Annotated in this window: 22 protein-coding genes, 1 tRNA gene and 1 pseudogene; 11 read left to right on the top strand and 13 right to left on the bottom strand. The window is 72.6% G+C overall.

Going from position 1 to position 24,798, the window contains the following annotated elements; genetic code table 11:
• Positions 1-4 precede the first annotated feature (4 nt).
• From IAG42_RS28735 to IAG42_RS28710, 6 genes are all read left to right on the top strand, one after another.
• Positions 5-958, top strand: a complete 954-nt coding sequence (locus IAG42_RS28735; protein WP_188339865.1) for a PDR/VanB family oxidoreductase — start codon at positions 5-7, stop codon at positions 956-958.
• Positions 959-978: 20 nt separating this feature from the next.
• Entirely contained in the window at positions 979-1,227 is a 249-nt protein-coding gene (locus tag IAG42_RS28730; protein WP_188339864.1) for a recombinase-like helix-turn-helix domain-containing protein, read from the top strand.
• Positions 1,224-2,231, top strand: a complete 1,008-nt coding sequence (locus tag IAG42_RS28725) for an aromatic ring-hydroxylating oxygenase subunit alpha (RefSeq protein ID WP_188339863.1) — start codon at positions 1,224-1,226, stop codon at positions 2,229-2,231. Before IAG42_RS28730 ends, IAG42_RS28725 begins: the two co-directional genes overlap by 4 nt.
• Entirely contained in the window at positions 2,228-3,496 is a 1,269-nt protein-coding gene (locus IAG42_RS28720; RefSeq protein WP_188339862.1) for an MFS transporter, read from the top strand. The genes IAG42_RS28725 and IAG42_RS28720 overlap by 4 nt, the downstream gene beginning before the upstream one ends.
• Before the next feature lie 94 nt (positions 3,497-3,590).
• The gene (locus IAG42_RS28715) at positions 3,591-4,262 is read left to right on the top strand and encodes a FadR/GntR family transcriptional regulator (protein WP_188339861.1); all 672 of its coding nucleotides are present in this window, start codon (positions 3,591-3,593) and stop codon (positions 4,260-4,262) included.
• A 145-nt stretch (positions 4,263-4,407) separates the two neighbouring features.
• Positions 4,408-5,319 (top strand): PAC2 family protein, encoded by a 912-nt coding sequence (locus IAG42_RS28710; RefSeq protein ID WP_188339860.1) that lies wholly within the window; start codon positions 4,408-4,410, stop codon positions 5,317-5,319.
• A 68-nt stretch (positions 5,320-5,387) separates the two neighbouring features.
• Here IAG42_RS28710 and IAG42_RS28705 read toward each other — a convergent pair whose 3' ends face one another.
• From IAG42_RS28705 to IAG42_RS28680, 6 genes are all read right to left on the bottom strand, one after another.
• A complete protein-coding gene (locus tag IAG42_RS28705; RefSeq protein WP_188339859.1) occupies positions 5,388-8,456 on the bottom strand; it encodes an NPCBM/NEW2 domain-containing protein in 3,069 nt (1,022 codons plus the stop codon).
• 154 nt (positions 8,457-8,610) lie between these two features.
• The gene (gene mshC / locus IAG42_RS28700) at positions 8,611-9,840 is read right to left on the bottom strand and encodes a cysteine--1-D-myo-inosityl 2-amino-2-deoxy-alpha-D-glucopyranoside ligase (RefSeq protein WP_188339858.1); all 1,230 of its coding nucleotides are present in this window, start codon (positions 9,838-9,840) and stop codon (positions 8,611-8,613) included.
• Positions 9,841-9,939: 99 nt separating this feature from the next.
• On the bottom strand, positions 9,940-10,371 hold the full coding sequence (locus IAG42_RS28695) for an SRPBCC domain-containing protein (RefSeq protein ID WP_188339857.1): 432 nt from the start codon (positions 10,369-10,371) through the stop codon (positions 9,940-9,942).
• A 103-nt stretch (positions 10,372-10,474) separates the two neighbouring features.
• A complete protein-coding gene (locus IAG42_RS28690; protein WP_188339856.1) occupies positions 10,475-11,323 on the bottom strand; it encodes an SCO1664 family protein in 849 nt (282 codons plus the stop codon).
• Positions 11,287-11,877, bottom strand: coding sequence for a DUF3090 domain-containing protein (locus IAG42_RS28685; protein ID WP_188339855.1), 591 nt, complete (start codon positions 11,875-11,877; stop codon positions 11,287-11,289). Before IAG42_RS28685 ends, IAG42_RS28690 begins: the two co-directional genes overlap by 37 nt.
• 78 nt (positions 11,878-11,955) lie before the next feature.
• Positions 11,956-12,642 carry a histidine phosphatase family protein gene (locus IAG42_RS28680; RefSeq protein WP_188339854.1) on the bottom strand — a complete coding sequence of 229 codons (687 nt, stop codon included), beginning with the start codon at positions 12,640-12,642 and terminating at the stop codon, positions 11,956-11,958.
• A 61-nt stretch (positions 12,643-12,703) separates the two neighbouring features.
• On the opposite strand from IAG42_RS28680, the gene corA reads away from it, so the two are divergent.
• Positions 12,704-13,705, top strand: coding sequence for a magnesium/cobalt transporter CorA (gene corA / locus IAG42_RS28675; protein ID WP_188339853.1), 1,002 nt, complete (start codon positions 12,704-12,706; stop codon positions 13,703-13,705).
• A 21-nt stretch (positions 13,706-13,726) separates the two neighbouring features.
• On the opposite strand, the gene IAG42_RS28670 is transcribed toward corA, so the two are convergent.
• Together IAG42_RS28670 and IAG42_RS28665 are read right to left on the bottom strand one after the other, a co-directional pair.
• Entirely contained in the window at positions 13,727-14,515 is a 789-nt protein-coding gene (locus IAG42_RS28670) for a ferritin-like domain-containing protein (RefSeq protein WP_188339852.1), read from the bottom strand.
• A 179-nt stretch (positions 14,516-14,694) separates the two neighbouring features.
• The gene (locus IAG42_RS28665; RefSeq protein ID WP_188339851.1) at positions 14,695-15,750 is read right to left on the bottom strand and encodes an LLM class F420-dependent oxidoreductase; all 1,056 of its coding nucleotides are present in this window, start codon (positions 15,748-15,750) and stop codon (positions 14,695-14,697) included.
• Between the two features lie 165 nt (positions 15,751-15,915).
• Here IAG42_RS28665 and IAG42_RS28660 point away from each other — a divergent pair, with 165 nt between their 5' ends.
• Both IAG42_RS28660 and IAG42_RS28655 read left to right on the top strand, forming a co-directional pair.
• Positions 15,916-16,899: an aldo/keto reductase gene (locus IAG42_RS28660; RefSeq protein ID WP_188339850.1), complete on the top strand. Its 984-nt coding sequence runs from the start codon at positions 15,916-15,918 to the stop codon at positions 16,897-16,899.
• The gene (locus tag IAG42_RS28655; RefSeq protein WP_188339849.1) at positions 16,896-19,535 is read left to right on the top strand and encodes a helix-hairpin-helix domain-containing protein; all 2,640 of its coding nucleotides are present in this window, start codon (positions 16,896-16,898) and stop codon (positions 19,533-19,535) included. Before IAG42_RS28660 ends, IAG42_RS28655 begins: the two co-directional genes overlap by 4 nt.
• 75 nt (positions 19,536-19,610) lie before the next feature.
• Here the strand turns inward: IAG42_RS28655 and IAG42_RS28650 are convergent, their stop codons facing one another.
• Positions 19,611-20,312 carry a hypothetical protein gene (locus IAG42_RS28650; protein WP_223206196.1) on the bottom strand — a complete coding sequence of 234 codons (702 nt, stop codon included), beginning with the start codon at positions 20,310-20,312 and terminating at the stop codon, positions 19,611-19,613.
• A gap of 47 nt (positions 20,313-20,359) precedes the next feature.
• On the opposite strand from IAG42_RS28650, the gene IAG42_RS28645 reads away from it, so the two are divergent.
• Positions 20,360-20,548 (top strand): DUF5703 family protein, encoded by a 189-nt coding sequence (locus IAG42_RS28645; protein WP_188339847.1) that lies wholly within the window; start codon positions 20,360-20,362, stop codon positions 20,546-20,548.
• Positions 20,549-20,652: 104 nt separating this feature from the next.
• Here IAG42_RS28645 and IAG42_RS28640 read toward each other — a convergent pair whose 3' ends face one another.
• From IAG42_RS28640 to IAG42_RS28630, 3 genes are all read right to left on the bottom strand, one after another.
• Positions 20,653-21,378 (bottom strand): chaplin, encoded by a 726-nt coding sequence (locus IAG42_RS28640; RefSeq protein ID WP_188339846.1) that lies wholly within the window; start codon positions 21,376-21,378, stop codon positions 20,653-20,655.
• 164 nt (positions 21,379-21,542) lie between these two features.
• Positions 21,543-21,776 (bottom strand): chaplin ChpH, encoded by a 234-nt coding sequence (gene chpH, locus IAG42_RS28635; RefSeq protein ID WP_188339845.1) that lies wholly within the window; start codon positions 21,774-21,776, stop codon positions 21,543-21,545.
• A gap of 130 nt (positions 21,777-21,906) precedes the next feature.
• Positions 21,907-23,232, bottom strand: coding sequence for a M20/M25/M40 family metallo-hydrolase (locus IAG42_RS28630; RefSeq protein WP_188339844.1), 1,326 nt, complete (start codon positions 23,230-23,232; stop codon positions 21,907-21,909).
• Between the two features lie 194 nt (positions 23,233-23,426).
• Here IAG42_RS28630 and IAG42_RS28625 point away from each other — a divergent pair.
• Positions 23,427-23,511, top strand: a tRNA-Leu gene (locus IAG42_RS28625).
• A gap of 208 nt (positions 23,512-23,719) precedes the next feature.
• On the opposite strand, the pseudogene IAG42_RS38615 reads toward IAG42_RS28625, so the two are convergent.
• Positions 23,720-24,703, bottom strand: a pseudogene (locus IAG42_RS38615) (cytosine permease); the annotation flags it as partial.
• Positions 24,704-24,798 lie beyond the last annotated feature (95 nt).

Genomic DNA, 24,798 nt, shown 5'->3' with positions numbered 1-24,798 from the left:
CCCCATGTCCACCACCACGACTCCCGCCGACGGTCAGCTGTCCCTGCTGGTCCGGCGGATGACCTGGGAGGCCGACGGCGTGCTGTCCGTCGAGCTGACCCACCCCGACGGCAAGCCGCTGCCCGCCTGGACGCCGGGCGCGCACATCGACGTGCACGTGGGCGGCCAGATCCGCCAGTACAGCCTGTGCGGCGACCCCGCCGACACCGGTGGCTACCGGATCGGCGTCCTCAACGAGCCGTCCTCGCGCGGCGGTTCGCGCCACGTCCACACGAAGCTGCGCCCCGGCCAGCCGGTCACGGTGTCCGAGCCGCGCAACCACTTCGTCCTGGAGGACGCGCCCGCGTACGTGTTCGTGGCCGGCGGCATCGGTGTCACGCCGATCCTGGCGATGGCCCGCGAGGCCGCCCGGCGCGGCGCCGCGTGGCGCATGGTCTACGGCGGGCGCAGCCGGGCCTCGATGGCCTTCACCGACGAGCTGTCCGCGCTCGGCGGCGACCTGACGCTCGTGCCGCAGGACGAGCTGGGCCACATCGACCTGGCGTCGGAGCTGGCGGAGCTGCCCGAGGGCGCGCTCGTGTACTGCTGCGGGCCGGAGCCGCTGCTCGCCGCGATCGAGGAGCGCTGCTCCGCCGAGCGGCTGCGTCTGGAGCGGTTCGCGGCGCCGGTGGTGGAGCGGTCCGGGGACGACGCGACGTTCGAGGTCGAGTGCCGCACCTCGGGCCTGACCCTGTCGGTGGACGCCGACACCTCGATCCTGGAGGCCGCCGAGCAGGCCGGGCTGAGCGTCAACAGCTCGTGCCGCGACGGCATCTGCGGCTCCTGCGAGACCCGGGTGCTCGACGGCACCCCCGACCACCGCGACTTCCTGCTCTCGGACGCCGAGCACGCCGCGAACGCCTCGATGATGATCTGCGTCTCGCGCTGCGCGTCGGGCCGCCTCGTCCTCGACCTGTGACCCCCGACGGGAGACTTTCCATGAGCGACAACCCGAGCAAGAACACCGCGCAGGACTGGCCCTACCTGGAGATCCACCAGTCCCGCACGCACGAGCCGACGCCGTACGAGTACAAGCTGGCCGCCACTCTCGAAGACGTCTTCACCAAGGACGGCCACGCACTCGAGGACGTCGTGCGCGGGCTCAACGCCCGCAAGGTCCACGCCCCCGACGGGGCCGCCTGGACCGAGGAGTCCTTCGCCGCCGAGATGCACCGACTGGGAGCGTGAACGCCGTGAACCTGACCGCCGAGCACATTTTCGCGACCGGTCTGCGCGACCAGTGGCACCCGGTCGTCCCCTCCTCCTTCGTCGCGCCCGGCGCGATGCGCAAGGTCACCGTCCTGGGCGAGCAGTGGCTGCTGTTCCGCCGCTCCGACGGCACCCTGAGCATGCTCGCCGACCGCTGCCCGCACCGCGGGGCCCCGCTGTCCCTGGGCAAGCACCTGGGCGACCGGGTGGCCTGCTGGTACCACGGGGTGGAGGTCGAGTCCGACGGCACGGTCGCCTCCGTGCCCGGTCTGCCCGGCTGCAACCTGGAGGGCAAGAAGCTCGTCCGTTCGCTGCCCGTGCGCGAGGTGGCCGGCGCCGTCCTCGCCTACTTCGGCACCGAACAGCAGCCGCAGCCCAGCGAGTTGACGCTGCCCGACCCGCTCGTCGACCCCGACGTCGACGCGTTCCTGTGCTACGCGGAGTGGGACGTGCCGTGGCGCTACGCGGTCGAGAACCTGCTCGACCCGATGCACGGGGCGTTCCTGCACCACGACTCGCACACGATGTTCGACGGTGACACGACCGCGAAGTTCCGCATCCGGGAGACCGACCGCGGCTACTTCTTCGAGAAGACCGACCAGCGGGGCGTGAACTTCGACTGGGTCGAGCTGTGCCGCACGGGCGTCGACTGGGTGGACCTGTCCATCCCGTACCCGCCCTCGGCCGGCCCCGGCGGCGCGTTCGGCATCGTCGGCATGGTCCGCCCGGTCGACGAGGAGCGCTGCGCGGTGTTCTTCTGGCGCTACCGCAAGGTGCAGGGCTGGCAGCGCGACACGTGGCGCTTCCTCTACAAGACGCTCATCGAGGAGCGCCACTGGGACGTCCTGGAGCAGGACCGCGTGATGCTGGAGGCCATGCCGTCCGACGCCGACCAGCAGGAGAACCTCTACCAGCACGACCTGGGCGTGGTCCGGCTGCGCCGCATGTACAAGTCCGCCGCGGAGGAGCAGGCCGGCGCATGAGCGAACCAGTGAGCGGCAGAGCGCGCTGGGCGGGTGTCCTGACGCTCCTGGTCGTCGTCCTGATCAGCTATGTGGACCGCGTGAACATCTCCGTCCTGGTCACCGACCGGGCGTTCACCGACCACTTCGGGATCACCGGCGACCGGGTGGCGCAGGGCGCCCTGAGCACCGCGTTCCTCGTCGGGTACGGCATCGCGGCGTTCGTCCTGACCCCGCTGTACGAGACGCTGCTCGGTGTGCGGCGGGGGCTGTTCCTGAGCGTGGCCCTGTGGTCGGTGATGACGCTGCTGTCGCCGTACGCGCTCGGCGCGCTGACGCTGACCGCGCTGCGGGCACTCCTCGGCGCGGCCGAGGGACCGCTGTTCTCGCTCAAGACGATGTACGTGCGGGAGCACTTCGCGCCGCAGGAGGCGGGCAAGCCGAACGCGGTGAGCTCGATGGGCGTGTCCCTGGGCACGGCCGTGGGGCTGCCGCTGATCACGTACCTCGTGTACCGGTTCGACTGGCACACGTCGTTCCTGGCGCTGGCCGCACTGAACGCGGTGGTGGGGCTGCCGCTGATCGCGCTGTTCGTGCGCGGCCGGGGGCTGCGTTCCGCTTCGGGCCGCGGCAGCGCGGTGGGGACGTTGCGCGAGGCCCTGCGCATGCCGCGTCTCGTGCCGGTCCTGCTCGTGGAGATCGCCACGCTCGGCTATCTGTGGGGCTCGACCGCGTGGCTGCCCTCGTATCTCCTCCAGGAGCGGCACTTCTCGCTCGCGGCGATGGGCGCGGTGTCGGCGCTGCCGTTCCTGATGTCGCTGGCCTCGGGCTTCCTCGGCGGGTTCCTGCTCGACCGGCTGCCGGCGCGGCTGCTTCCACTGCTGTTCGTGGTCGGCTCGGCGGGGACCGCGGCGAGCGTGCTCGTGGTGATGGGCGCGGACAGCGACGGTCTGGCGGCGGCCGGGCTGATCGCGGCCGGCGGCTTCTGGGGGCTCCAGGGGCCGGCCATCCCGACGCTCGTGCAGCGCTGCGCCCCGGCGCACGCGGTGGGCAGCGCCTACGGCGTGGTGAACGGGGTGGGCAATCTCGTCTCGGCGTTCATGCCGACGGCGATGGGCGCGGCGATCGCGGCGAGTGGCGGGCACGGCTTCGGCGCGGGCTTCGCGCTGCTCGCCGGGGCGCAGGCGGTGACGCTGGTGTGCGGCGCCTGGCTGCTGCTGCGTCCGGCGCCGCAGGTCCCGGCGACGTCTCCTGCGGGGGCGGTCGAGGCGCCCGCCCGTACCTGATGGCGGACACCCCCTGGCCCTGCGGGCCCCTGCGCACATAATGGTGCGAGACATCGGAGGTATCCGCCCTCCGGCCTGAGCAGAGGGGGGTGCCGTGGCCGTCACCGACGAGGCCATCGAGAAGATCAAGGGGATGATCGTCTCGGGCGCGCTGCGCCCGGGCGACCGCCTCCCCAAGGAGAGCGAACTCGCCGCGGAGCTGGGCCTGTCGCGCAATTCGCTGCGCGAGGCCGTGCGCGCCCTGTCGCTGATCCGGATCCTGGACGTGCGGCAGGGCGACGGCACGTACGTGACGAGCCTGGACCCGCAGCTCCTCCTGGAGGCGCTGAGTTTCGTCGTCGACTTCCACCGGGACGACACGGTCCTGGAGTTCCTCGCGGTGCGCCGCATCCTGGAGCCCGCCGCGACGGCCCTCGCGGCGGGCTCGATCACGTCCGGGGAGCTGGACCGGCTGTCCGCGCAGCTCGACGCGCTCGGCCCGGAGCCCTCGGTGGAGGAACTGGTCGCCGCGGACCTCGACTTCCACCGCGGCATCGTGAAGGCGTCCGGCAACTCGGTCCTGTGCTCGCTGCTCGACGGCCTGTCCGGGCCGACCACCCGGGCGCGCGTCTGGCGCGGTCTGACCCAGGAGGACGCGGTGAGCCGCACCCTGCACGAGCACCGGGCGATCCTGGCGGCGCTGCGCGACGGCGACGCGGAGGCGGCCCGGTCGTGGGCGACGGTGCACATCGCGTCCGTGGAGCAGTGGCTGCGCTCGACCTTGTGACGCCCCGGCCCCTCCGGGGGGAGTGCGGGCCCGCGACTCGGGGCATGGTTCCCGGCAGCCGCCGGGTTCCAGGTGGCTGCGGAGGTACCCCGCGGACGCCGTAAGGTGGGCGGGTACGCGAGGGAACGTCGGAAGGAGGCGCTGGGTGATCGAGCTCGAGGGGGTTCCCGAGCTGGTCGACCCGGTCATGGTGGCCGCGTTCGAGGGCTGGAACGATGCCGGCGACGCCGCCTCCACCGCGGTCGCGCATCTCGACAAGGAGTTCAAGGGCGAGGTGTTCGCGGCGCTCGACGCCGAGGACTACTACGACTTCCAGGTCAACCGGCCGACGGTCTTCATGGAAGACGGCGTGCGGAAGATCACCTGGCCGACGACCCGGCTCTCGGTGGTGCGGATCGGCGGCGACAAGCCGCGCGACCTCGTCCTCGTGCGGGGCATCGAGCCGTCCATGCGCTGGCGCTCGTTCTGCAACGAACTGCTGGGCTTCGCCCACGAGTTGGGCGTGGAGATGGTGGTCGTCCTGGGCGCGCTGCTCGGCGACACCCCGCACACCCGGCCGGTCCCGGTCAGCGGCGTCACGTCGGATCCCGACCTGGCGACGCGGATGGACCTGGAGGAGACCAAGTACGAGGGTCCGACGGGCATCGTCGGCATCCTCCAGGAGGCGTGCACGCACGCGGGCGTCCCGGCGGTCTCGCTGTGGGCGGCGGTCCCGCACTACGTGTCGCAGCCGCCGAACCCGAAGGCGACGCTGGCGCTCCTGAACCGGCTCGAGGACCTGATCGACCTGCGCATCCCGCTGGGCGAGCTGCCCGAGGACGCGCGGGCCTGGCAGCTGGGCGTGGACCAGCTGGCGGCCGAGGACAGCGAGGTCGCGGAGTACGTGCAGTCGCTGGAGGAGGCCCGCGACACGGCGGAGCTGCCGGAGGCCTCGGGCGACGCGATCGCCCGCGAGTTCGAGCGGTATCTGCGGCGCCGCGACCCGGGCACGCCCCCGGGCGACCGGACCCGCCCGCCGAAGCCGCCGCGTCCGGACGGCGAGGACCCGGAGGCGTAGAGCGTGCACGGTGGGGCCGGGCGGCATGTGTGCCGCCCGGCCCCACTGTCGTTCCTGGGGCAACTTCCTTATCCGCAGGAGAACTTGGCGGCGGCCCAGTCCCCGTGGTCCCCGGTCTTCGAGCCGTTGGTGTCCGTCACCTTGAGGTGCAGGTGCCGGGCCCCGCTGACGTCGACGTCCACCGGCAGGGTGGCCGAGGCGCCGGTGACCTTGGGCGAGGTCCACAGCACCTTGCCGTCGGCCTCGACGGAGAAGGCGACCTCCCCGTACCCGTTGATCTCGTCGTCGATCCCGACGTCGGCGGTCAGCTTCGCGCACTGCCCGCCGAGGTAGACCTCGATGTCGGAGTCGGCGTGCACGCCGATGCCCTTGGTGTAGGTCTTGCCCGCGAGGGTGAGGGTGTGGCCGTCGGTGGCGCCGGACTCTCCGTTGCTGCGGTCGCGTTCGGCGGGTCCGTAGCCGTTGGCCGACGTCAGCCACTCCATGTCGCTCGCCCAGGTGTCCCCGGCGGGCGGCTTCGGCATGACGGACACCGCGAAGCGGCCCTGTGCGGTGCGCCCTTGGCCGGACGCGTCGTAGCGGGCCGTCGCGGTGAGGGCCTGCTCCCCCGCCTTCGCGTCGGCGGCCGGGGTGAGCGGGACCTCGACGCGACGGGTGGTGCCCGCCGCGATCCGGTCGACGGTGACGGCGTCGCCGGCGCGCCAGCCGTCGGGGGCGGTCAGCGCGACGGAGACGCCGGTGGCGTCGCGGGTGCCGGCGGTGACGTCGACGGCGACCTTGCCGTCGGCGCCCGCGCCGAGTTCCTGCCCGGCGGGGGCGGTGACGGCGGCGTCGGCGCCGGGCACCGCCCCGCCGACGGCCGCGGTGTCCTTCAGGTCGAGCGTGAAGGCGCGGGAGGTGGACAGCTTGCCGGTCTTGACGCGCACGACGCCGCCGCGGTCGTCACGGTCGTAGAACCAGCCGCTCGCGGCCTTCTCGTAGGCCGCCGCGTCCGTGTAGGCGCGCAGCGGCTGCCCGTCGAGCGCGACCTGGCGCGGGGCGTCCCCGGTGTGCACGGTGAACGCGTAGGGGCGGGCGCTCTGCTTGCCCTCGAAGGAGCCCTTGCTCGCCCCGATCCGCACGCGCACGTCACCGGCGCCGGACTTCGGGGCGTCGACCTCGGCGCGCTGCGTGGCGAAGGCGCCGTCGCGGTGGGCCCGGGTCACGCCGTCGTCCTCGTACAGGTCGAAGGACGAGGAGCCCTGCGGGTAGACGTCCCAGGCGAGCGGCGAGTCGGCGGTGCGGTCGGCGTAGGAGCGGATGCCGGGCCACATCGGGACGGCGGCGCCGCCCTTGACGAACATCGGGAGCGTGTCCAGGGGCGCGCTGTAGCCGTCGATCGTGGTCGGGCCCTGGTAGACGCGCCCGGTCCAGTAGTCGGTCCAGGTGCCCTCGGGCAGATAGATGCCGTCGCGGACCGTGCTGTCCTTGTAGACCGGCGCGACGAGGAGGTTCTCACCGGTGAGGAACTCGTACTTGGCGGCGGCGGTCGCGGCCTTCGGGTCGTCCGGGTACTCGAGCGCGAGCGGCCGCACGGCGCCGACCCCGGTCTCCGTCGCCTCGTGCGCGTACGAGTACAGGTACGGCAGCAGCGACTCGTGGAGCTTCAGGTACTTCCGGTTGATCGCCGTGTACGGCGCGCCCTGGCGGAAGGGCTGCTTGTCGGCGGCGGCCCAGCCGTCCATCGTCATGGTGACGGGCAGCAGGGACTTCCACTGGAGGTCGCGTACGTACGTCTTGGGGCTGCCGCCGAAGATGCCGTCGACGTCACCGGTCGTGTAGGCGAGTCCGGACATGGTCGCGCCCGCGTAGGTGGGGATCTGCCAGCGGATGTAGTCCCAGGATCCCGACTGGTCGCCGGACCACTGGACGCCGCAGCGCTGGGCGCCGGACCAGCTCTCGGGGGCCCAGGTGAAGCCGCGGGCGTCGGAGTTGTCCTCGATGCCCTGGTAGGCGTCCTTGCAGCCGTCGAGGGCGAACTTGTAGCCGGCGCCGACCCAGGCGACGTCGAGCTTGGCGACGCGCTGGCCGGCCTTCACCTGGTCGGCGATCTTGTCGATGCCGTCCTCGGTCCACAGGCCGAGCTGGGTCTTGTTCTTCTGGAGGCCCTTGGCCGTCTCGGCGAGGTTCTCGTAGCCGCAGCCGTAGCCGTCGTTGACGAGCATCCAGCCGAGCGGCATGTCGTTCGCGACGTACTGGTCGGAGATCTTCAGGGCGTCGAGGGTGTGCCGCTCGCCGCGGTTGGCGTTGTGCAGGTAGCAGTCGGCGTCGCCGATCTCCAGGCCGTAGACCGGCGGCAGGAACGGCTTGCCGGTGAGCTTCGTGTACTGCCCGATGACGTCCTTGGTGCTGTCCTTGCCGCTGCCCGCGAAGTAGTAGGCGTCGAAGCGGTGTTCCTTCGCGGCGGCCGTGACGGGCGCGTCGAAGGTGTACGTGTTCGGCGCGAAGGTGTTGCGGAAGACGCCGTAGCCGGCGGAGGAGAGGTAGAACGGGACGGAGTTGGGGTGGCCCCCGTCGTTCCAGTTGTAGTTCACCTCGGCCTTGGCGGTCTGCCCGCGCAGCGAGGTGTTGCCCCGGCCGTTCTGCATGCCGACGCCGTAGAACTGCTCGTCGGCGCCGCGCTCCAGGGTCTGCGTGGTGGTGTCGGCGGTCCACTTCAACGGGGCGCTCTCGGACCAGAGTTCGGTGCCGTCGTTGCGGAACAGGGCGAAGCGCAGCGGGGACTTGTAGGCGCGCAGGGTGACCTTGGCGCTGCTGAGCTCGTAGCGGTCGCCCTGGTCCTTCCAGCGGGTCGCCGGCGGCGCGCCCTGCGGTACGACGATGTCGTCGCCGGCCGGGTCGGTGAAGGTGCCGTCGGGGGCGAGTTCGATCCGGAAGGTCTCGTCGGACACGAAGCTGACGCGGGCCTTCGCCTCACCGGCGTCGAGCGTGTACTCCGGGCCGTCGGCGTGGAACCCGGTGACGTCGCCGACGGTGCCTGCGGTGTCCTCGGCCTGGGCGAGGCCCGGCCCGGCGAAGGTGGCGGCGACGCCGAGGGTGGCGACGGCCACGACGGATCTGAGCCGTCTACCGAGGCGCGTGCTCAATAGTGTTCGCATGGCGGTTGTTTAGCGCAGAAACGCGCATGCGCCTAGAGGGTGGGCCGGAGATCAGCCACAAAAACAGCCCCTCCGGCGCTTGAGGAGCGGGGTCCGGGGCAGAGCCCCGTGACCGCACCTCCTCCTGCCGGAGGGGCTGTTCACCGAGTACGTACTACAGCGCAACCCCGAGCAGGGCGTCGACCGCACGGGACACCACACCGGGCGCCCCTTCGTCCGACCCACCGTCGGAGACCTGCCGCTCGACCCAGCGGTCGACCGCCGCGAGCGCCGCGGGGGCGTCCAGGTCGTTCGACAGCGCCTCGCGGATCTCGTCGACCAGCGCCTCGGCGGCGGGCCCGTCGGGACGGGACACCGCGGCGCGCCACCGGTCGAGCCGCTCCACCGCGTCGGTCAGGACCTTGTCGGTCCACTCCCAGTCGGCCCGGTAGTGGTGGGCCAGGAGCGCCAGCCGGATCGCCGCCGGGTCGACGCCGTCGCGGCGCAGCTTGGAGACGAAGACCAGGTTGCCCCGGGACTTGGACATCTTCTCGCCGTCGAGCGCGACCATGCCGGCGTGCACGTACGCCTTGGCCATCGGGAACTCGCCGGTGAGCACCTGGGCGTGCGAGGCGCCCATCTCGTGGTGCGGGAAGGCCAGGTCGGATCCGCCGCCCTGGACGTCGAAGCCCATGCCGAGGTGGTCGAGGGCGATGGCCACGCACTCGATGTGCCAGCCGGGGCGCCCCGCGCCGAGCGAGCCGCCGTCCCAGCTGGGCTCGCCCTCGCGGGCGGCCATCCACAGCATCGGGTCGAGCGGGTTCTTCTTGCCCGGACGGTCCGGGTCGCCGCCCCGCTCGGCGGACAGCAGCCGCATGGCGGCCGCGTCCAGGTTCGAGACGGACCCGAAGTGCGGGTCGGCCTCGACGGAGAAGTAGATGTCGCCGTCGAGCTCATAGGCGGCGCCCGCGTCACGGAGCCGCTCGACGAGCGGCACGATGCCGGGTATCGCCTCGACGGCGCCTATGTAGTGCTGCGGCGGGAGCATCCGCAGGGCGGTCATGTCCTCGCGGAACAGGGCGGTCTCGCGCTCGGCGAGGCCCTCCCAGTCGATGCCGTCGCGCACGGCCCGCTCCAGCAGGGGGTCGTCGACGTCCGTGACGTTCTGGACGTAGTGGACCTGCCGCTTGGTGTCGAGCCACACGCGCTGCACGAGGTCGAACGCGTTGTAGGTCGCCGCGTGACCCATGTGGGTCGCGTCGTACGGCGTGATGCCGCAGACGTAGATACGGGCGACGGGACCGGGGTCGAGGGTGACGAGCCCACCGGTCGCGGTGTCGTGGATCCTCAGGTCGCGGCCCTTGCCAGGCAGGGCGGGGACCTCAGAAGCGGGCCAGGCATGCATGTCTTGAAGCCTAACCGGACGGTGCTTCCGCATACGAACCGGATCGGTGTGATGGCCGACAAGGCCCTCTTGCGCGCATCCCGTCCCTCGGCTATCGGTTCAGACGAGAGCGGCGCGGATCGCGTCGCTCAGCCCGAAATGACGGATCCCGTGAACCAGCCAGGCCCGCAGGGCGCACACGAAGTACGTCCAGCCCTGGGTCTGCCCGACGGCGCGCGCGGCGCCCTCGGAGCCCTCGCCCATCCGGTCCTCGGTGATGGTGATTCTTGTCGCGCCGTCCTCCTGCGCGAGCCGGATCGTCACCTCGCCCGGCCAGCGCCAGGTGATGAGGCGGTCCGCCTCGATGTCGCCGATCTCGACGTCGAACGTGGCGTCGACATGGCCGAAGCGCCACGTCACGGTGGTGCCGGGCACCATCGCGGCGGACGCCTCGGCGGTGAAGAAGCTCGACAGGCTCTCCGGGCTCACGATGGCCTCGAAGACGTCCTTGGCCGGACGCTCGATCCGGTCCTCGACAATCAGCTTGGTCATGCCCCGAACGTAGCCCGCCCCGCCGCCGCCCGCCCCCGGACGCCGCGAGCCCGCAGGTCAGCAGGCCGGACGGCCGCATGTCAGCAGCACGCTCACGCGTACGTCAGACGGGCGGCCACGGGATCGCGGGCCAGTCGCCGCCCGGCTCACGGTGCCGTCCGGTCCTGAGCAGCTCCGCCACCCGTTCTCGTACGGCGTCGAGCTCCGCGGCGGTGATCAGGGCGCCGAGCCGGTCGGCGAGCGGCTCCCCCGCGCCCAGGCGGTCCCGCAGAGTCTCCAGGGCGGCCGTCGCCTCCTCGGTGAGCGGCTCGCCCGCCCAGCCCCACAGCAGGGTGCGCAGCTTGTCCTCGGCGTTGAAGGTGACGCCGTGGTCGATGCCGTAGAGCCGGCCGGTGGCGTCGAGCAGCAGGTGGCCGCCCTTGCGGTCGCCGTTGTTGATCACCGCGTCGAGCACCGCGAGGCGGCGCAGGCGCGGGTCGTCGGCGTGCACGAGCAGCGCGGTGCGGCCCTCGCCGACCTCCGCGAAGCCGATCGCCTTCCAGCCCTCGCCCGGCTCCTCGCCGTCGACGAGCGCGAGCAGCCGGCCGGCCTCTTCGGGCTCCTCCGGGCCGTCGATCCACAGCTGGCACATGCCCTCGCCGTACGGTCCGTCGCGCAGCACGGTCGGCGGCACCAGGCCCCAGCCGAGCGCCTCGGAGACCTCGTAGGCGGCGACCTCGCGCTGGGCGAGCGTGCCGTCGGGGAAGTCCCACAGGGGGCGCTCGCCGCGCACCGGCTTGTAGACGCAGGCGGCCTCGCGGCCCTCGTGCGTGACGGTGCACAGCAGCACCGCGTTCGACGCCTCGCGGATCCGGCCGCGGACCTCGAGCTCGCCGCGGGTCAGGAGGTCGAGGGCGGAGAGGTCGGCGGGGGCGCTCACGCTCCGCGCCGGTATCCGTTCTGGCGCGGACATACGTGTCCCTCCGGGTCGAGCGGCAGGCTGCACAGGGGGCACGGCGGGCGGCCCGCGTTCACGACGTCCAGGGCGCGCTTGGCGAACGCGCGGGCCTGCGTGCCGGTCAGTCGGACGCGGAGCATCGGCGGCCCGTTCTCCTCGTCCTGGAGAAGCCTCTCCTCGGCCTCGGCGAGGTCCTCCTCGGACTCGGCGTCCAGCTCCACGAGCGCCTGCGCCTCGACGATCATGCGCTGCTCGTCACCGTCCCAGGCGAGCGCCATCGTGCCGACGCGGAACTCCTCCTCCACCGGGGAGTCCAGCGGGGCGGTGTCCGCGATCTCGGAGGGCGCCACGGCGGGCACCGGGGCGTTGCCCCCGCTGCGCCGCACGACCTCGTCGAGCAGCTCGTCCATGCGCTCCGCGAGCGCGGCGACCTGGGTCTTCTCCAGCGCCACGCTCGTGACGCGCGTACCTGCCGAGGCCTGCAGGAAGAAGGTGCGGCGCCCGGGGAGTCCGACCGTGCCGGCCACGAAACGCTCCGGAGGGTCGTAGAGGAACACCTGACGGGACACGTCCTGCTCTCCATGGGGATCGGGGGATCTGGGAACCGACTTGTGCCGGCGGCTGCTTCACCCTACTGCGGGCGACGATCACGGTGCGCCCGCGCCACCGCCCACGGGCGCATCCGGCCCCTGCGGCTGCTCGCGCGGGGCGAGCGAGGCGAAGTCCCCGGTGTCGCCGAGGCGTACCAGGAAGGGGCGCAGCCGGGTGTAGCGGATCGCCGTGACGGAGCAGGGCTCCACGGAGATGCGCTGGAAGAGGTCGAGGTGCAGCCCGAGGGCGTCCGCGACGAGGGACTTGATGATGTCGCCGTGCGAGCACATCAGGTACACGGCGTCGGGGCCGTGCTCGGCCTCCACGCGCGCGTTCCACTCGCGCACCGCCTCGGCGGCGCGGTGCTGCATGTGGCGCATGGACTCGCCGCCGGGGAACGCGGCGGCGGTCGGGTGCTGCTGCACGACCTGCATGAGCGGCTCGTCGGCGAGCTCGGCGAGCTTGCGGCCCGACCAGTCGCCGTAGTCGCACTCGCCGATCCGGTCGTCGGTGTGCACGCTCAGCCCGGGGCGGGCGGCGAGCAGCGGCGCGACGGTCTCCCGGCAGCGCTGCAGCGGGCTGCTGACGACCTCCGCGAGGGGCAGCTCCGCGAGGCGCGCGGGCAGTGCGGCGGCCTGCGCGGCCCCGCGCTCGTCGAGGGCCACGCCGGGGGTCCACCCGGCGAGCAGACCCGCGGTGTTGGCGGTCGAGCGTCCGTGCCGGACGAGAATCAGCGTGGGCATACGCGCCACCCTAGGCCGTGTGGAAGTGCGGGCCCGCCCCGGTCTGGGAAGAATTCTCCGCATGATCGTCGACTGCGCCATCTACCGGGACGGGCGCCGTATCGAGCGGCCCGCGGACTTCGCCGTCGCGCTGGACGAGGCGCGGGCCTCGGGCCACGCGTTCGTCTGGATCGGACTGCATGAGGCCTCCACGGAGGAGTTCGACCGGGTCAGCCACGAGTTCAGACTGCATCCGCTGGCCGTCGAGGACGCCCTCAAGGCGCATCAGCGGCCGAAGCTGGAGGTGTACGACGACTCGCTGTTCGTCGTCCTCAAGCCGGTCGTCTACGAGGCGCGCAGCGACAGGGTGTCCACGGGCGAGCTGATGATCTTCCTCGGCGACTCGTTCGTGGTGACGGTGCGGCACGGCGAGGGCGCGCCCCTGAAGGCGGTGCGCAAGCGGCTGGAGGACGATCCGGAGTTCCTGGCGCACGGCCCGACGGCGGTCCTGTACTCGATCGCCGACGCGACGGTGGACCACTATCTGGAGGTCGCGGCCGAGTTGCAGACGGACCTGGAGGAGCTGGAGGCGGAGGTCTTCTCGCCGGACGGCGGCGGCTCCCGGGACACGGCGGCGCGGATCTACACCTTCAAGCGGCAGATCCTGGAGTTCCGGCGCGCGACCGGCCCGCTGGCGATGCCGATGGCGCGCCTGTCGGGCGTGGGGCCTTGGGGCACCGCGGGCGTCCCGTTCGTCAGCGCGGACGCGCAGCCCTTCTTCCGGGACGTGAACGACCACCTGACCCGGGTCAACGAGTCGGTGGACGGCCTGGACCGGCTGGTGTCGGACATCCTGTCGGCCCACCTGGCGCAGATGAGCGTCCGGCAGAACGACGACATGCGCAAGATCTCGGCGTGGGCGGCGATGGCCGCCGTGCCCACGATGATCGCCGGGATCTACGGCATGAACTTCGACCACATGCCCGAGCTGCACTGGGTATGGACGTACCCGGCGGTCATCGTGGTGATGGCGGTCCTGGAAGTGCTCCTGTACCGGCAGTTCAAGCGGCGCGGCTGGCTCTGACGCGCCGCCCCCGGCCCGGGGTCAGGCGAACTCGACGGAGGTGGTCGCCGGGCCGCCCAGCGCGTCACGCCGCTCGGGCATCTCCAGGGAGACCATCCGCCGCCAGCCGCCGAGGCGTTCGTACGCGTACACGGCGTGGATACCGGCGGCGAGCACGGCCGACTTGGCCTTCGACCAGCCCAGGATGCGGCCCATGTGGTCCATGACGGCGAGGCTGACGTCCCGGTAGACGGCGATCTCCGCGAGGGCGCACTCGCGCAGGATGCGCTGGATGGTGCGGCCGTGCCCCGCGTAGGCGAAGCGCAGCAGTTCCTCGTGGCAGTAGGCGAGGTGGTTGTCCTCGTCGTGGGAGATCATCTTCACCGCGCGGCCGATGTCCGGATGGTCGGAGAAGTGCTTGCGCAGCAGCTCCATCTGCTCGGAGGCGCGCTGTTCGGTGACCCGGCTGTGCGCGAGGTACGTGACGATGTCCTGCACGGACAGCGGCTCGTCGCGCTTGAGCTGCTCGTGGGCGAGCCCGATGCCGTGCCGCTCGAGGAGCATCGTGTAGTCGGCCTCCTCCGGTACGGGGACCGGTTGCAGGCCGCGCTTCTTCATGAGCGCGTTGAAGATGCGCCCGTGCTTGTCCTCGTCCGCGCCGTGCCGGGCGACCTTGGGGGCGAGGTCGCGCTCGCTCGCCGGGACGAGCGCCGCGATCCGGCCGTTCTCCCAGCCGCCCTGGGACTCCCCGCTGGCCGCGATGGAACAGAACAACCGGAACGACTCGTCGTCGTCGAGGATCTCCTGGAACAGACTCTTGGCCGACAGCATCGTGATACCTCCCTGCCGCTCCCTGCCTGTGCACAGGATTTCGCGCCTCGGCGCGTCCCGCGACTCGGAGTCCGCCCGGCGCGTGACCGAACGGGCCCCGGCGCGTTGTTCCCCGTGACGGCCGTGGCGGGGAAGACACCCCGAGCCCCCACCACGGCCGCAGACCTCTCCCCCGGGAACTACGCCAGACCGGCGCGCTCCAGCGCGTCCGTGCCCGCGCGCAGCGAGGCGAGGCGCTCGTCCAGCGAGAAGCCGGCCGGGGACAGCGTGAGCGTGGTGACCCCGGCCTCCGCGTAGGCGCGCATCCGGTCGGCGATCCGGTCGACGGAGCCGAGCAGGGTCGTGGAGTCGATGAGCTGCTGCGGGATCGCCGCGGCGGCGCCCTCCTTGTCGCCGGACAGGTACTTCTCCTGGACCTCGGCGGCTTCCTTCTCGTAGCCCATGCGGCAGGCGAGCTGGTTGTAGAAGTTCTGCTTGCGGCTGCCCATGCCGCCCACGTACAGGGCGGTGTAGGGGCGCAGCAGGTCGGCGAGCGAGGAGACGTCCTTGTCGTCGCCGACGGCGATCGGCACGGTCGGGCAGACGTCGAAGCCCTCCATCGTCTTGCCGGCCTTCTCGCGGCCCGCGCGCAGGTGACGGATCGCGGTGTCCTCGATGTGCTCGGCGGCCGGGAAGATCAGCAGGGCGCCGTCGGCGATCTCGCCGGTCTGCTCCAGGTTCTTCGGGCCGATCGCGGCGATGTAGAGCGGGATGTGCTCGCGCTGCGGGTGCACGGTCAGCTTGAGGGACTTGCCCGGGCCCTCGGGCAGCGGCAGGGTCCAGTGCTCGCCCTCGTAGGAGACGCGCTCGCGGCTCATCGCCTTGCGGACGATGTCGACGTACTCGCGCGTGCGGGCCAGCGGCTTGTCGAACTTGACGCCGTACCAGCCCTCGGAGACCTGCGGCCCGGAGACGCCGAGACCGAGGCGGAAGCGGCCGCCGGACAGCGAGTCGAGGGTGGCGGCCGTCATCGCGGTCATCGTGGGCTGGCGGGCGGGGATCTGCATGATCGCGGAGCCGACGTCGATCCGCTCGGTCTGCGCGGCCACGTACGACAGCACGGTCACGGTGTCGGAGCCGTACGCCTCGGCCGCCCAGCAGACCGCATAGCCGAGCTTGTCGGCCTCCTTCGCGACGGTGAGGTTGTCGGTGTCCATGCCCAGGCCCCAGTAGCCGAGGTTGATGCCGAGCTTCATTGACCACATCTCCTTAACGCCGTGCCGACGGTCGTGCCAAAGCCCTACGGTCCAGGGGCTTACCCATCGGTAACGCCCCTGGTCGGGCACCCTAGCGCGCCCGGCCGCCGCACAGTCGTCCACAGGGGCCCCGATCCTGAGCCGGGGCCAGTAATCTCAGCGCCCATGGAGCAGAGGCATCTCGGCCGCACCGGCCTGCGCGTGTCCCGGATCGGACTCGGCACCCTCACCTGGGGCCGGGACACCGACGAGCACGACGCCGCCGACCTGTTGAAGACCTTCTGGGAGGCGGGCGGCAGCCTGGTCGACACGGCCGACGTGTACGGGGACGGGGAGTCGGAGTACCTGCTCGGGCGGCTGATCGAGGGGCTGGTGCCGCGCCAGGACCTGGTGATCTCCACGAAGGCGGGCAGCGTGCCCGATCCCGACCGGCGCTTCGACGGCTCGCGCGGCCATCTGCTCGCCGCGCTCGACGCCTCCCTGGCCCGCCTCGGCACGGACCACGTGGACCTGTGGCAGGTCCACGCCTACGATCCGGGCACGCCGCTCGACGAGACGCTCCAGGCGCTCGACATCGCCGTCGCCAGCGGGCGGGCCCGGTACGCGGGGGTGTCCAACTTCTGCGGCTGGCAGCTCGCCAAGGCGGCCACCTGGCAGCTCGCGGCGCCCGGGACCCGCACCCGGATCGCCAGTACGCAGATGGAGTACTCGCTGCTGCAGCGCGGCGTGGAGCGGGAGGTGCTGCCCGCCGCGCTCGACCTCGGCATCGGGCTGCTGCCGTCCTCGCCGCTGGGGCGCGGTGTCCTCACCGGCAAGTACCGCACGGGCACGCCCGCGGACTCGCGCGGCGGCTCGGACCACATGGCGCCGTTCGTCGCCCCGTACCTCGACGAGACGGCCCGGCACATCGTGGACGCGGTGTCCATAGCCGCCGACGGGCTCGCCACGACGCCGCTGCAGGTGGCGCTCGCCTGGATCAGGGACCGGCCCGGAGTGACCGCCCCGATCGTCGGCGCGCGCAACGCGCAGCAGCTCACGGCCGCGTTGTCAGTGGAGACGCTTAGTCTTCCTGACGAGATCTGCCAGGCGCTCGACGACGTGTCGGCGCCCGTGCACCGCTATCCCGATCAGGACTGGAGCACGTTGTGAGTACGGAGTCCGCCGCCGAGGAGACCGGCCCGGCACCGACCCCCGACACCGCGCAGGAGAGCGCGGCGGGACAGGCCCCCGGACCCGACGACGCCGCGCAGGCGCCCGAGGGCGAGCCCGGGGGCCAGGTCGGCGGCGAGGACACCCACTTCCCTGAGCCCGACAACCGGGCGACGGACGGGGCCGGGGCGGACGCGGAGCCGTCGGAGGGCACGGCCGCGGACCAGGACGGCGGAAGCGACCCCGCCGCGAGCGGTGCGGCCGACGGCCGGGACGACGAGGATGCTCGCACGGCCGGACAGCAGGCGGCGGAGCCGGAGGGCGGCGACCAGGAGCAGCGCGGCGGCGCCGCGTCCGGGAGCACGGACGGCGAACAGGCCGACGCGCGGGCCGAGGTGGCCGCGGGGCAGGCGGCTGAGCACGAGGGCGCCGAGCAGGACGCTCCGCATGGCTCCGCGGCCGGGAGCACGGAGGACGCCCCGGCCGACGCGCGCGCCGAGACGGCCGACGGCTCCGAATCCGCCGGCGACGGCGACGGGCAGGCTCCGGGGGACGCGGCGACCGGTGAAGGGGCCCAGGTCTCCGAGGCCGAGGCCGAGCTCGCGGCCCAGCGGGAGTTCCGGGAGCGGATCGCCCAGCGGAAGGCCAGCAAGGAAGGGCCCATCGACGCGGGGGCCAAGCTGAGCGGCACCGCGGCCGACCTGCTCGCGGCCGTGCGGGCCGTGGAGAGCGGCGGCAAGCCCGCCTCCTCCGTGTTCACCGCGCCCGCACCGGCACGGGCGCCCGAGCCCGCGCGCACGCCCGAAGCGCGCCCTGCGGCCACCCCCGCGCCGGAGCAGGGGCCGCGGCCCGGCGTTCCCGGCCCGGCCCGCGCGGTGGCCGGTCCCGGCGCGGAGGCCGTGGCCGCCGTACGGGCCGTGCTCGGCGAGGGCGGGGCGCCCGAGTCGCTCGCCGCGGCGGCCGCCGGCGCTCTGGGCGAGGGCGCCGAGGAGCGGCTGCGCGAGGATCCCTGGCAGCTGCTGCGCGTCCCCGGGGTGCGGCCCGAGCAGGCCGACGGCTTCGCGCGGGCGCTGCTCGGCGCCGAGTGCGGCCCGGACGACGAGCGGCGCGGCTGCGCGGTCGCGGTCTGGCTGCTGGAGCAGGCGGCCCTCGCGGGACACACCGCCCTGGACCTGCCGGTGCTCGCCGAGGCGCTCGGCAAGTACGCGGTGACCGACCCCGAGGCGGCGGTGCAGAGCGCGGTCGCGGAGGGCGACGCGCTCGTCCTCCAGGACCCGCTGGACGAGCCCCCGGCACAGGCGGCCGCGCCCGAGCAGGCCGAGGAGGAGGGCGAGGAGCCCGAGCGCCCGGTCCGGATCCTGGTCGGCCTGGAGCGGTACGCGATGGCGGAGGAGAGCCTCGCGGACGGCCTGGCCCGGCTGGTCAACGCGGGCGCGAAGGACGCGACGCCCCCGGCCGGCTGGGAGGAGGCCGCGACCCGGGCGAAGGGCTCGACTGCGGAGCTGCTCCGCGCGGTCGCCGCCCACCGCCTGGTGCTGCACACGGGCGGCGAGGCGGCCCGCGCCGAGCCGGTCGCGGTGGCGAAGGCGGCGGCCGGGCTCGGCCTGCGGGTCTGCGTCGCGGCGCACAGCGCGGACGGCCGCCGCAGGGCCGCCGAGCTGCTCGGCCCGGACGCCCCGCGCGAGGTGACCGCCACGGTCGCCGGGCTCGTCGCGCACGCGGAGGGCCCCGGCCGGGACGCGGACGGCGCGCTGGCCCTGGACCTGTTGGTGGTGCTCGACGCCCCGCAGCTGGACGTGGACGGCGCTGCGCTCCTCGTGGAGCAGCTGCCCGACGGGGCGGGGCTGCTGCTCAGCGGCGACCCCGGCACGCTGTGGTCGGCGGGCCCGGGCCGGGTCTTCGCGGACCTGCTCGCGGCCGCCGTCTGCCCGCGCATCGCCTCCCGCACCCCCGACTTCGGCCCGATCGGCGAGCTGGTCTCGGGCATCGGCATCGGTGAGCTGAACGCGGTGGAGGCGCCCGGCAAGGAGGTCGTGATCGTCCCGGTGCGGGACGCGGCGGAGGCGATCCACCGCACCGTGCAGCTCGTCGCGGACTCGGTGCCGCGCGCGATCGGGGTGCCCGCCGAGCAGACGCAGGTGATCACGGTCGGCCACGGCGGCGCGGCGGGGACGCGGGCGTTGAACGCGGCGCTGAAGGAGCGGCTCAACCCGGGCCCCGGCCGCTTCGGCGGCTTCGACCCCGGGGACCGGGTGGTGCACGTGCCCGCGCCGGGCCGGATCCGCCCGGGGCGGGTGCTGGGCGCGGACGCGGAGGGCCTGCGCCTGGACTGCGACGGTGAGCCCGTGCTCGTGCCGAAGGACCGGGTGGAGCAGGCCGTGCGGCACGGCTGGGCGGTCACCGGGCACCAGGCCGTGGGCCTGCGCTGGCCGGCGGCCGTGGTGGTGCTGCCCGGGGACGCGACGCAGGGGCTGACGCGCCCGTGGGTCTACACGGCGTTCGGCCGCGGCGAGCGGCACCTGTCCGTGGTGCACGGGGCGGACGCGGCGCTGCCGCGCGCCGTGGCGGAGCTCCCGGCGAAGCCCCGCACCACCCGCCTGCAGACCCTGGTCCGGGGCCAGATCCCGGCGTCCTGAGCCCGTCGCGGCCGGACGGCACGCCGCCCCCGCACCCGGTCGTCCGGGGCGGGGGCGGTGTGCCGTCCGGGTCCGTCAGCGGCCGGCGTCCTCCAGGGGCCCGTCCGTGGCCGGGCGGGGGCGCGGGGGGCGCTCCCCGGCGAGTTCGTCGTCGTCGAGCTCGTCGTCGAACACCGAGCTGACGTCGAAGCGGCAGACGACCCGCTGCGGATCGGCGTCCTCGAAGGGGGCCTCCAGCCACTCCCCCGGCTCGGCCTGCTCGTCCGCGGCCGTGACCCAGAGCGTGGCGTCGCCCTCGTCGAGCCCGAACTCCTTGTGCCGGGACGCGATCTCGTCGGGCTCGAACTCGCCGAAGAGCACGCCGAGCGCGGCGTGCACCCTGCTGCCCGCCCCGTCCGCGGCCCCCTCGTCCGCGTCGGGTCCGGCGTCGAGGTCGGCGATCCGTCCTGCCTGGGCGAGCAGCCGCTGCGGCTCCACCACGGCGTAGTCGCGCCGGATCAGCACGCTCAGCGCGTTCGGTTCCTCGGGTCCGGTGTACGGCGGGAGCGAGTCGTCCCCGCCGGGGATCTCGAAGGGGGTGACCTCGTCGTAGCGGTCGTAGAGGAGTTCGTCGTACTCCTCGGCCGCGGCGGCGAGCTCGTTGAACGCTTCGTAGACGGCCGGGTCGTCCTCGCCCGACCGGCGCTCGACAGCCGCCAGGTGGCGGTCGAGCGCAGCCTTGACCGCCTCGGCGGCGGCGCGTACCTCGGCAGCGGTGGGCTGCGCAGCATCAGACATAGTGCAGACGCTATCCGTACCGGGCCGCTGCCCGCACAATAGATGCGATGCCGGAATACGAATTTGTCGACGTGTACGTGCCGCGCGGGGTGTCCCGCAAGGAGGCGACGCGTCTGCTGACGGACCATGCAGAGTACGGACACTGGGAGTTGGACCGACTGATCCTGCGCCACGACGGGAGCCGCCGCGTGCGGCTGCGCCGTCGGATCATCCGCCAGGTGCGGGCCACGTGGTGACCTGCACGACGACCTCGCGATGACCTGCACCTGACCAGTGCGGAGACAAAAACGGAGCGGGCCCGTTCTGCGGAGCCCGCTCCGTGGTCACCCGGTGGGCGGCGTCACACGCCGGCCTTGGCCCTCCGGTAGAGCACCGCGCCCGCGAGCAGCGCACCCGCGCTCGCCGCGCCCGCAGCGCCGATCGGCAGCGAGCTGCCCGTCTCGGCGAGCTGGGACTGGCCCTTGGGCGGGGTGACGGTCTGCGTCCCCGGCTTGTTGGGCTGGTCCGGGGTGCGCGGGGTGACCGGAGGCTTCTCCGGCGTGCCGGGGTGGTGCGGCGTGACCGGCGGCTCGGTCGGCGGCGTGACCGGCGGCGGGGTGGACTCCCCGTTCGCGCAGTCGTTGCCCCCGGCCGGGTTGCCGATGCCGATCACGTCGACGGTGTTGCCGCACGCGTTGACCGGGAGGTCGATCGGCAGCTGCACGTTGTTGCCCGAGCCGACGCCCGGCGAGTCACTGGTGTGCCCGCCCGCGTGGGAGCCACCGCCGGACGACGAGGAGCCGCCGTACGAGTCGTCGCCGCTCCCGTCGTCGTCGGAGGCGTCGGAGGTGTTGGCGCAGCTGTTGCCGGCCGCCGGGTTGAGCAGCCCGATGACGTCGATGGTGTTCCCGCACACGTTCACCGGGACGTGCACCGGAGCCTGGACGGAGTTGCCGGACGCCACACCGGGCGAATCGGACGCGGTGCCGGTGGCACCGGCGTCGGCGTACGCGATCCCGCCCGTCACGGCGAGCGCGCCGGACGCGGCCGCCACGGTGATCAGGCCTTTGCGCATGACCTGTCGCATAGCTTTCCCTGCCTTAGAACTCTGCTGAACGCCTCATGGAAGGCGCTGGAGAGGCACGGGCGCGGTCGTGCGTCCCGTGCCGAATACCCAATCGGCCCCGGAGCGCATGGCGCGCACTCCGGGGCCGACGGACTCAGACCCTCAAGGGGTGGGGCACAACAACGTCAGTTGTTGACGCAGGTGTTGCCGAAGGCGGGGTTGAGCAGCCCGATCACGTTCACGGTGTTGCCACAGAGGTTCACCGGGACGTGGACCGGCACCTGGATGACGTTGCCCGAGAGCACACCGGGGGACTTCACGGCGGCACCCTGAGCACCGGCGTCGGCAGCGGCGATGCCCGCACCCGCGAGCACGAGGCCACCAGTGGCAGCCGCAGCAGCGACGACCTTCTTGATCATTGTTCCTCCTTGTTGGCAAAGACAGTCCCAGCCGCGGACTGCACTCCCTGTAACGAGGAGGGGCCATTGGGGCTACGAGCCACCGGTGTCATTCACTCGTTCCGGTCAGTCACGTACACCTGGACGAATGTCAGGAGGCGTCGATGAACCGGTCCAGGACGCGGACGCCGAACTTCAGGCCGTCCACCGGAACGCGCTCGTCCACGCCGTGGAACATGCCGGCGAAGTCCAGCTCGGGCGGCAGCTGCAGCGGCGCGAAGCCGAAGTTGCGGATGCCGAGCTCCACGAAGGACTTGGCGTCGGTGCCGCCGGAGAGCGTGTACGGGATCGCCTTGCCGATCGGGTCCTCGGCGGCGATCGAGGACTTCATGGCCTCGACGAGCGCGCCGTCGAAGTCGGTCTCGACGGCCTTGTCCGCGTGCACGTCCTCGCGCTTGACGTTCGGTCCGAGGATCCGGTCGAGGTCGGCGAGGAACTCGTCCTCGTAGCCGGGCAGGAAGCGTCCGTCGACGTGGGCGGTGGCCTCGCCGGGGATCACGTTCACCTTGTAACCGGCGCCCAGCTGCGTGGGGTTGGCGGTGTTGCTGAAGGTGGCGCCGATCAGCTTGGCGATGCCGCCGAGCTTGGCGACGGTCGTCTCCATGTCCTCGGGGTCGAGCTCCACGCCGTACGCGTCGCCGAGCTCGTCGAGGAAGTGGCGCAGGGTCTTGGTGACCCGGATCGGGAACCTGTGCCGGCCGAGCCGGGCGACCGCCTCGGACAGCTCGGTGATCGCGTTGTCCCGGTGGATCATGGAGCCGTGCCCGGCGGTGCCGGCCACGGTGAGCTTCATCCAGTGCATGCCCTTCTCGGCGGTCTGCACCAGGTAGAGCCGCCGCTGCTCGTTCACCGTGAACGAGAAGCCGCCGACCTCGCTGATCGCCTCCGTGACCCCGTCGAAGAGGTCCCGGTGGTTGTCGACGAGATGGCGGGCGCCCCAGGTGCCGCCGGCCTCCTCGTCGGCGAGGAAGGCGAGGACGATGTCGCGCGGGGGCTTGCGGCCGGTGCGCAGGCGGTCGCGGACGACCGCGAGGGTCATCGCGTCCATGTCCTTCATGTCGACGGCCCCGCGGCCCCAGACGCAGCCGTCGGCGACCTCGCCGGAGAACGGGTGGTGCGTCCAGTCCGCCGCGTTGGCCGGGACGACGTCGGTGTGGCCGTGGATGAGGAGCGCGGGCCGCGACGGGTCCTCGCCCTCGATCCGGGCCACGGTGGAGGCACGGCCGGGGTGCGACTCGAAGATCTTCGGTTCGAGGCCGACTTCGGCGAGCTTCTCGGCGACGTACTCGGCGGCCTTGCGTTCGCCCGGCCCCGAGTGGTCGCCGTAGTTGCTGGTGTCGATCTGGATCAGTTCGCGGCAGAGGTCCACGACCTCGTCCTGTCCGGAGACGGCCCTGCCCGCGCTCGACTCGCTCACGCTTGTTCCTCTCTCCCTGTGGTCCCCCTCATCCTCTCTCCCCCGCTGCCCCGGCCCAAGGGCGGGCGGCCCTCGTCACGTGCCGTTCACACGGCCCACCTGCGGAAAGGGGGTGTGATCGAAGCACTCGGAAACCCTGGTAATGTTCTCTGTGTCGCCGCGGGAAACACCCCGCAGAAAGCGACAGACACCTTGTCCGGGTGGCGGAATGGCAGACGCGCTAGCTTGAGGTGCTAGTGCCCTTTATCGGGCGTGGGGGTTCAAGTCCCCCCTCGGACACAACGGAAGGACCAGACATCGTCTGGTCCTTCTTGCGTTGGGTCTTCTCGCGCCGGGCCGCGCGCAGTTGCGGCAGCGAGAGAAGGACGTAGAGCAGGGCGCCGGTGAGCGGCAGGGCGTGCCACAGGTGGTCGCCGAGGCCGAGTCCGAGGATCAGGTTGACGCCGAGTCCGCCCGCGAAGGCCCACAGCGCACGGTGGTTGACGGCGGCGACGGCGGCCTCGGAGAGGTCGTAACGGCCGCGCCGCAGCAGGAAGTAGTCGGCGACCAGGATGCCCGGGATCAGTGGGATCGCGTATCCGAGGTAGCCGAGGTACGTGAGGAAGGCGTCCAGGATGCCGGCGGTCAGGCCGTAGTAGGCGAGGCCGCAGGCCAGGACGCCGCAGATCACGTTGACGGTGATGCGTGGCAGGTCGGCCGCGGTGCGTCCGGCGAGGCTGGCGGCGTACATGTTGTTGACCTCGTGCGGGAAGCCCTGCACGAAGATCGCGAAGGTGGCGAGGGCGCCGACGCCGACCGCGCCGAAGGCCGCGCCCATGTCGGCCTGTCCGACGCCGAGTCCGAGCATGATGCCGAGCAGGTTGAAGCCGAAGTTGCCGACCATGAACTCGGCGACGGTGGTGGTCCAGACGGTGGCGCGGGACCTGCCGAAGCGGGTGATGTCGGGGGTGACGGTCGCGCCGGTCATCCACTTGTTGACCCCGAGGGCGAACAGGGCGAGCGCGGTGGCCTCGCCGGCGCGGGCCGGTTCGGCGTTCACGACGGCGCCGAGGCCGCCCGCGTGCCGTACGGCGGCGACGACGGCGACGATCACGGTGACCAGCATGAGGGGCACGCTGATACGGCCGACCCAGGTCAGGCCCTTGCCGAAGCCGACGATGGACAGGGCGGTGTAGACGGCGCTGAGCACGACGCAGTAGAGGAGGCCGAGCCAGGGGTCCTTGCCGCCGGGCAGGACGCCGGCCGTGATGCCCGTGCTGTAGCCGACGAAGCCCGCCGACAGGAGGGCGATCACCAGGGAGGGCAGCCTGCTGCCGCCGCGGCCGAACGCGGCCTTGAGACCGAGGGCGGTGGTGATCCGTTCGCGCTGGCCGATCAGGCCGCACAGGATCGAGACCGCGCTGACCACGACGGACGAGCCGACGGCGATCGCGAGGCCGGTCCAGAACGGGAAGAAGAGGCCGAGCGACATGCCGTAGAGGAGGTCGGTCGCCGAGACGGTGAAGCCCATGCGGACGAGGGTGATGGACAGGGTGGACCGGGTCTGGTCCGCGGGCAGCCGGTCGG

The organism is Streptomyces xanthii (assembly GCF_014621695.1).
Lineage (GTDB): Bacteria > Actinomycetota > Actinomycetes > Streptomycetales > Streptomycetaceae > Streptomyces > Streptomyces xanthii.
This window is presented reverse-complemented; position numbering and strand designations above follow the sequence as displayed.

What these genes read in the sequence shown, in the direction of transcription:
- IAG42_RS28640 (WP_188339846.1), bottom strand. Translation starts at nt 21,378, where the DNA reads ATGCGACAGGTCATGCGCAAAGGCCTGATCACCGTGGCGGCCGCGTCC.
- IAG42_RS28650 (WP_223206196.1), bottom strand. Translation starts at nt 20,312, where the DNA reads ATGTCTGATGCTGCGCAGCCCACCGCTGCCGAGGTACGCGCCGCCGCC.
- IAG42_RS28670 (WP_188339852.1), bottom strand. Translation starts at nt 14,515, where the DNA reads ATGCTGTCGGCCAAGAGTCTGTTCCAGGAGATCCTCGACGACGACGAG.
- IAG42_RS28690 (WP_188339856.1), bottom strand. Translation starts at nt 11,323, where the DNA reads ATGTCCGCGCCAGAACGGATACCGGCGCGGAGCGTGAGCGCCCCCGCC.
- chpH (WP_188339845.1), bottom strand. Translation starts at nt 21,776, where the DNA reads ATGATCAAGAAGGTCGTCGCTGCTGCGGCTGCCACTGGTGGCCTCGTG.
- IAG42_RS28695 (WP_188339857.1), bottom strand. Translation starts at nt 10,371, where the DNA reads ATGACCAAGCTGATTGTCGAGGACCGGATCGAGCGTCCGGCCAAGGAC.
- IAG42_RS28720 (WP_188339862.1), top strand. Translation starts at nt 2,228, where the DNA reads ATGAGCGAACCAGTGAGCGGCAGAGCGCGCTGGGCGGGTGTCCTGACG.
- corA (WP_188339853.1), top strand. Translation starts at nt 12,704, where the DNA reads ATGATCGTCGACTGCGCCATCTACCGGGACGGGCGCCGTATCGAGCGG.
- IAG42_RS28645 (WP_188339847.1), top strand. Translation starts at nt 20,360, where the DNA reads ATGCCGGAATACGAATTTGTCGACGTGTACGTGCCGCGCGGGGTGTCC.
- IAG42_RS28665 (WP_188339851.1), bottom strand. Translation starts at nt 15,750, where the DNA reads ATGAAGCTCGGCATCAACCTCGGCTACTGGGGCCTGGGCATGGACACC.
- IAG42_RS28730 (WP_188339864.1), top strand. Translation starts at nt 979, where the DNA reads ATGAGCGACAACCCGAGCAAGAACACCGCGCAGGACTGGCCCTACCTG.
- IAG42_RS28660 (WP_188339850.1), top strand. Translation starts at nt 15,916, where the DNA reads ATGGAGCAGAGGCATCTCGGCCGCACCGGCCTGCGCGTGTCCCGGATC.
- IAG42_RS28705 (WP_188339859.1), bottom strand. Translation starts at nt 8,456, where the DNA reads ATGCGAACACTATTGAGCACGCGCCTCGGTAGACGGCTCAGATCCGTC.
- IAG42_RS28680 (WP_188339854.1), bottom strand. Translation starts at nt 12,642, where the DNA reads ATGCCCACGCTGATTCTCGTCCGGCACGGACGCTCGACCGCCAACACC.
- IAG42_RS28735 (WP_188339865.1), top strand. Translation starts at nt 5, where the DNA reads ATGTCCACCACCACGACTCCCGCCGACGGTCAGCTGTCCCTGCTGGTC.
- mshC (WP_188339858.1), bottom strand. Translation starts at nt 9,840, where the DNA reads ATGCATGCCTGGCCCGCTTCTGAGGTCCCCGCCCTGCCTGGCAAGGGC.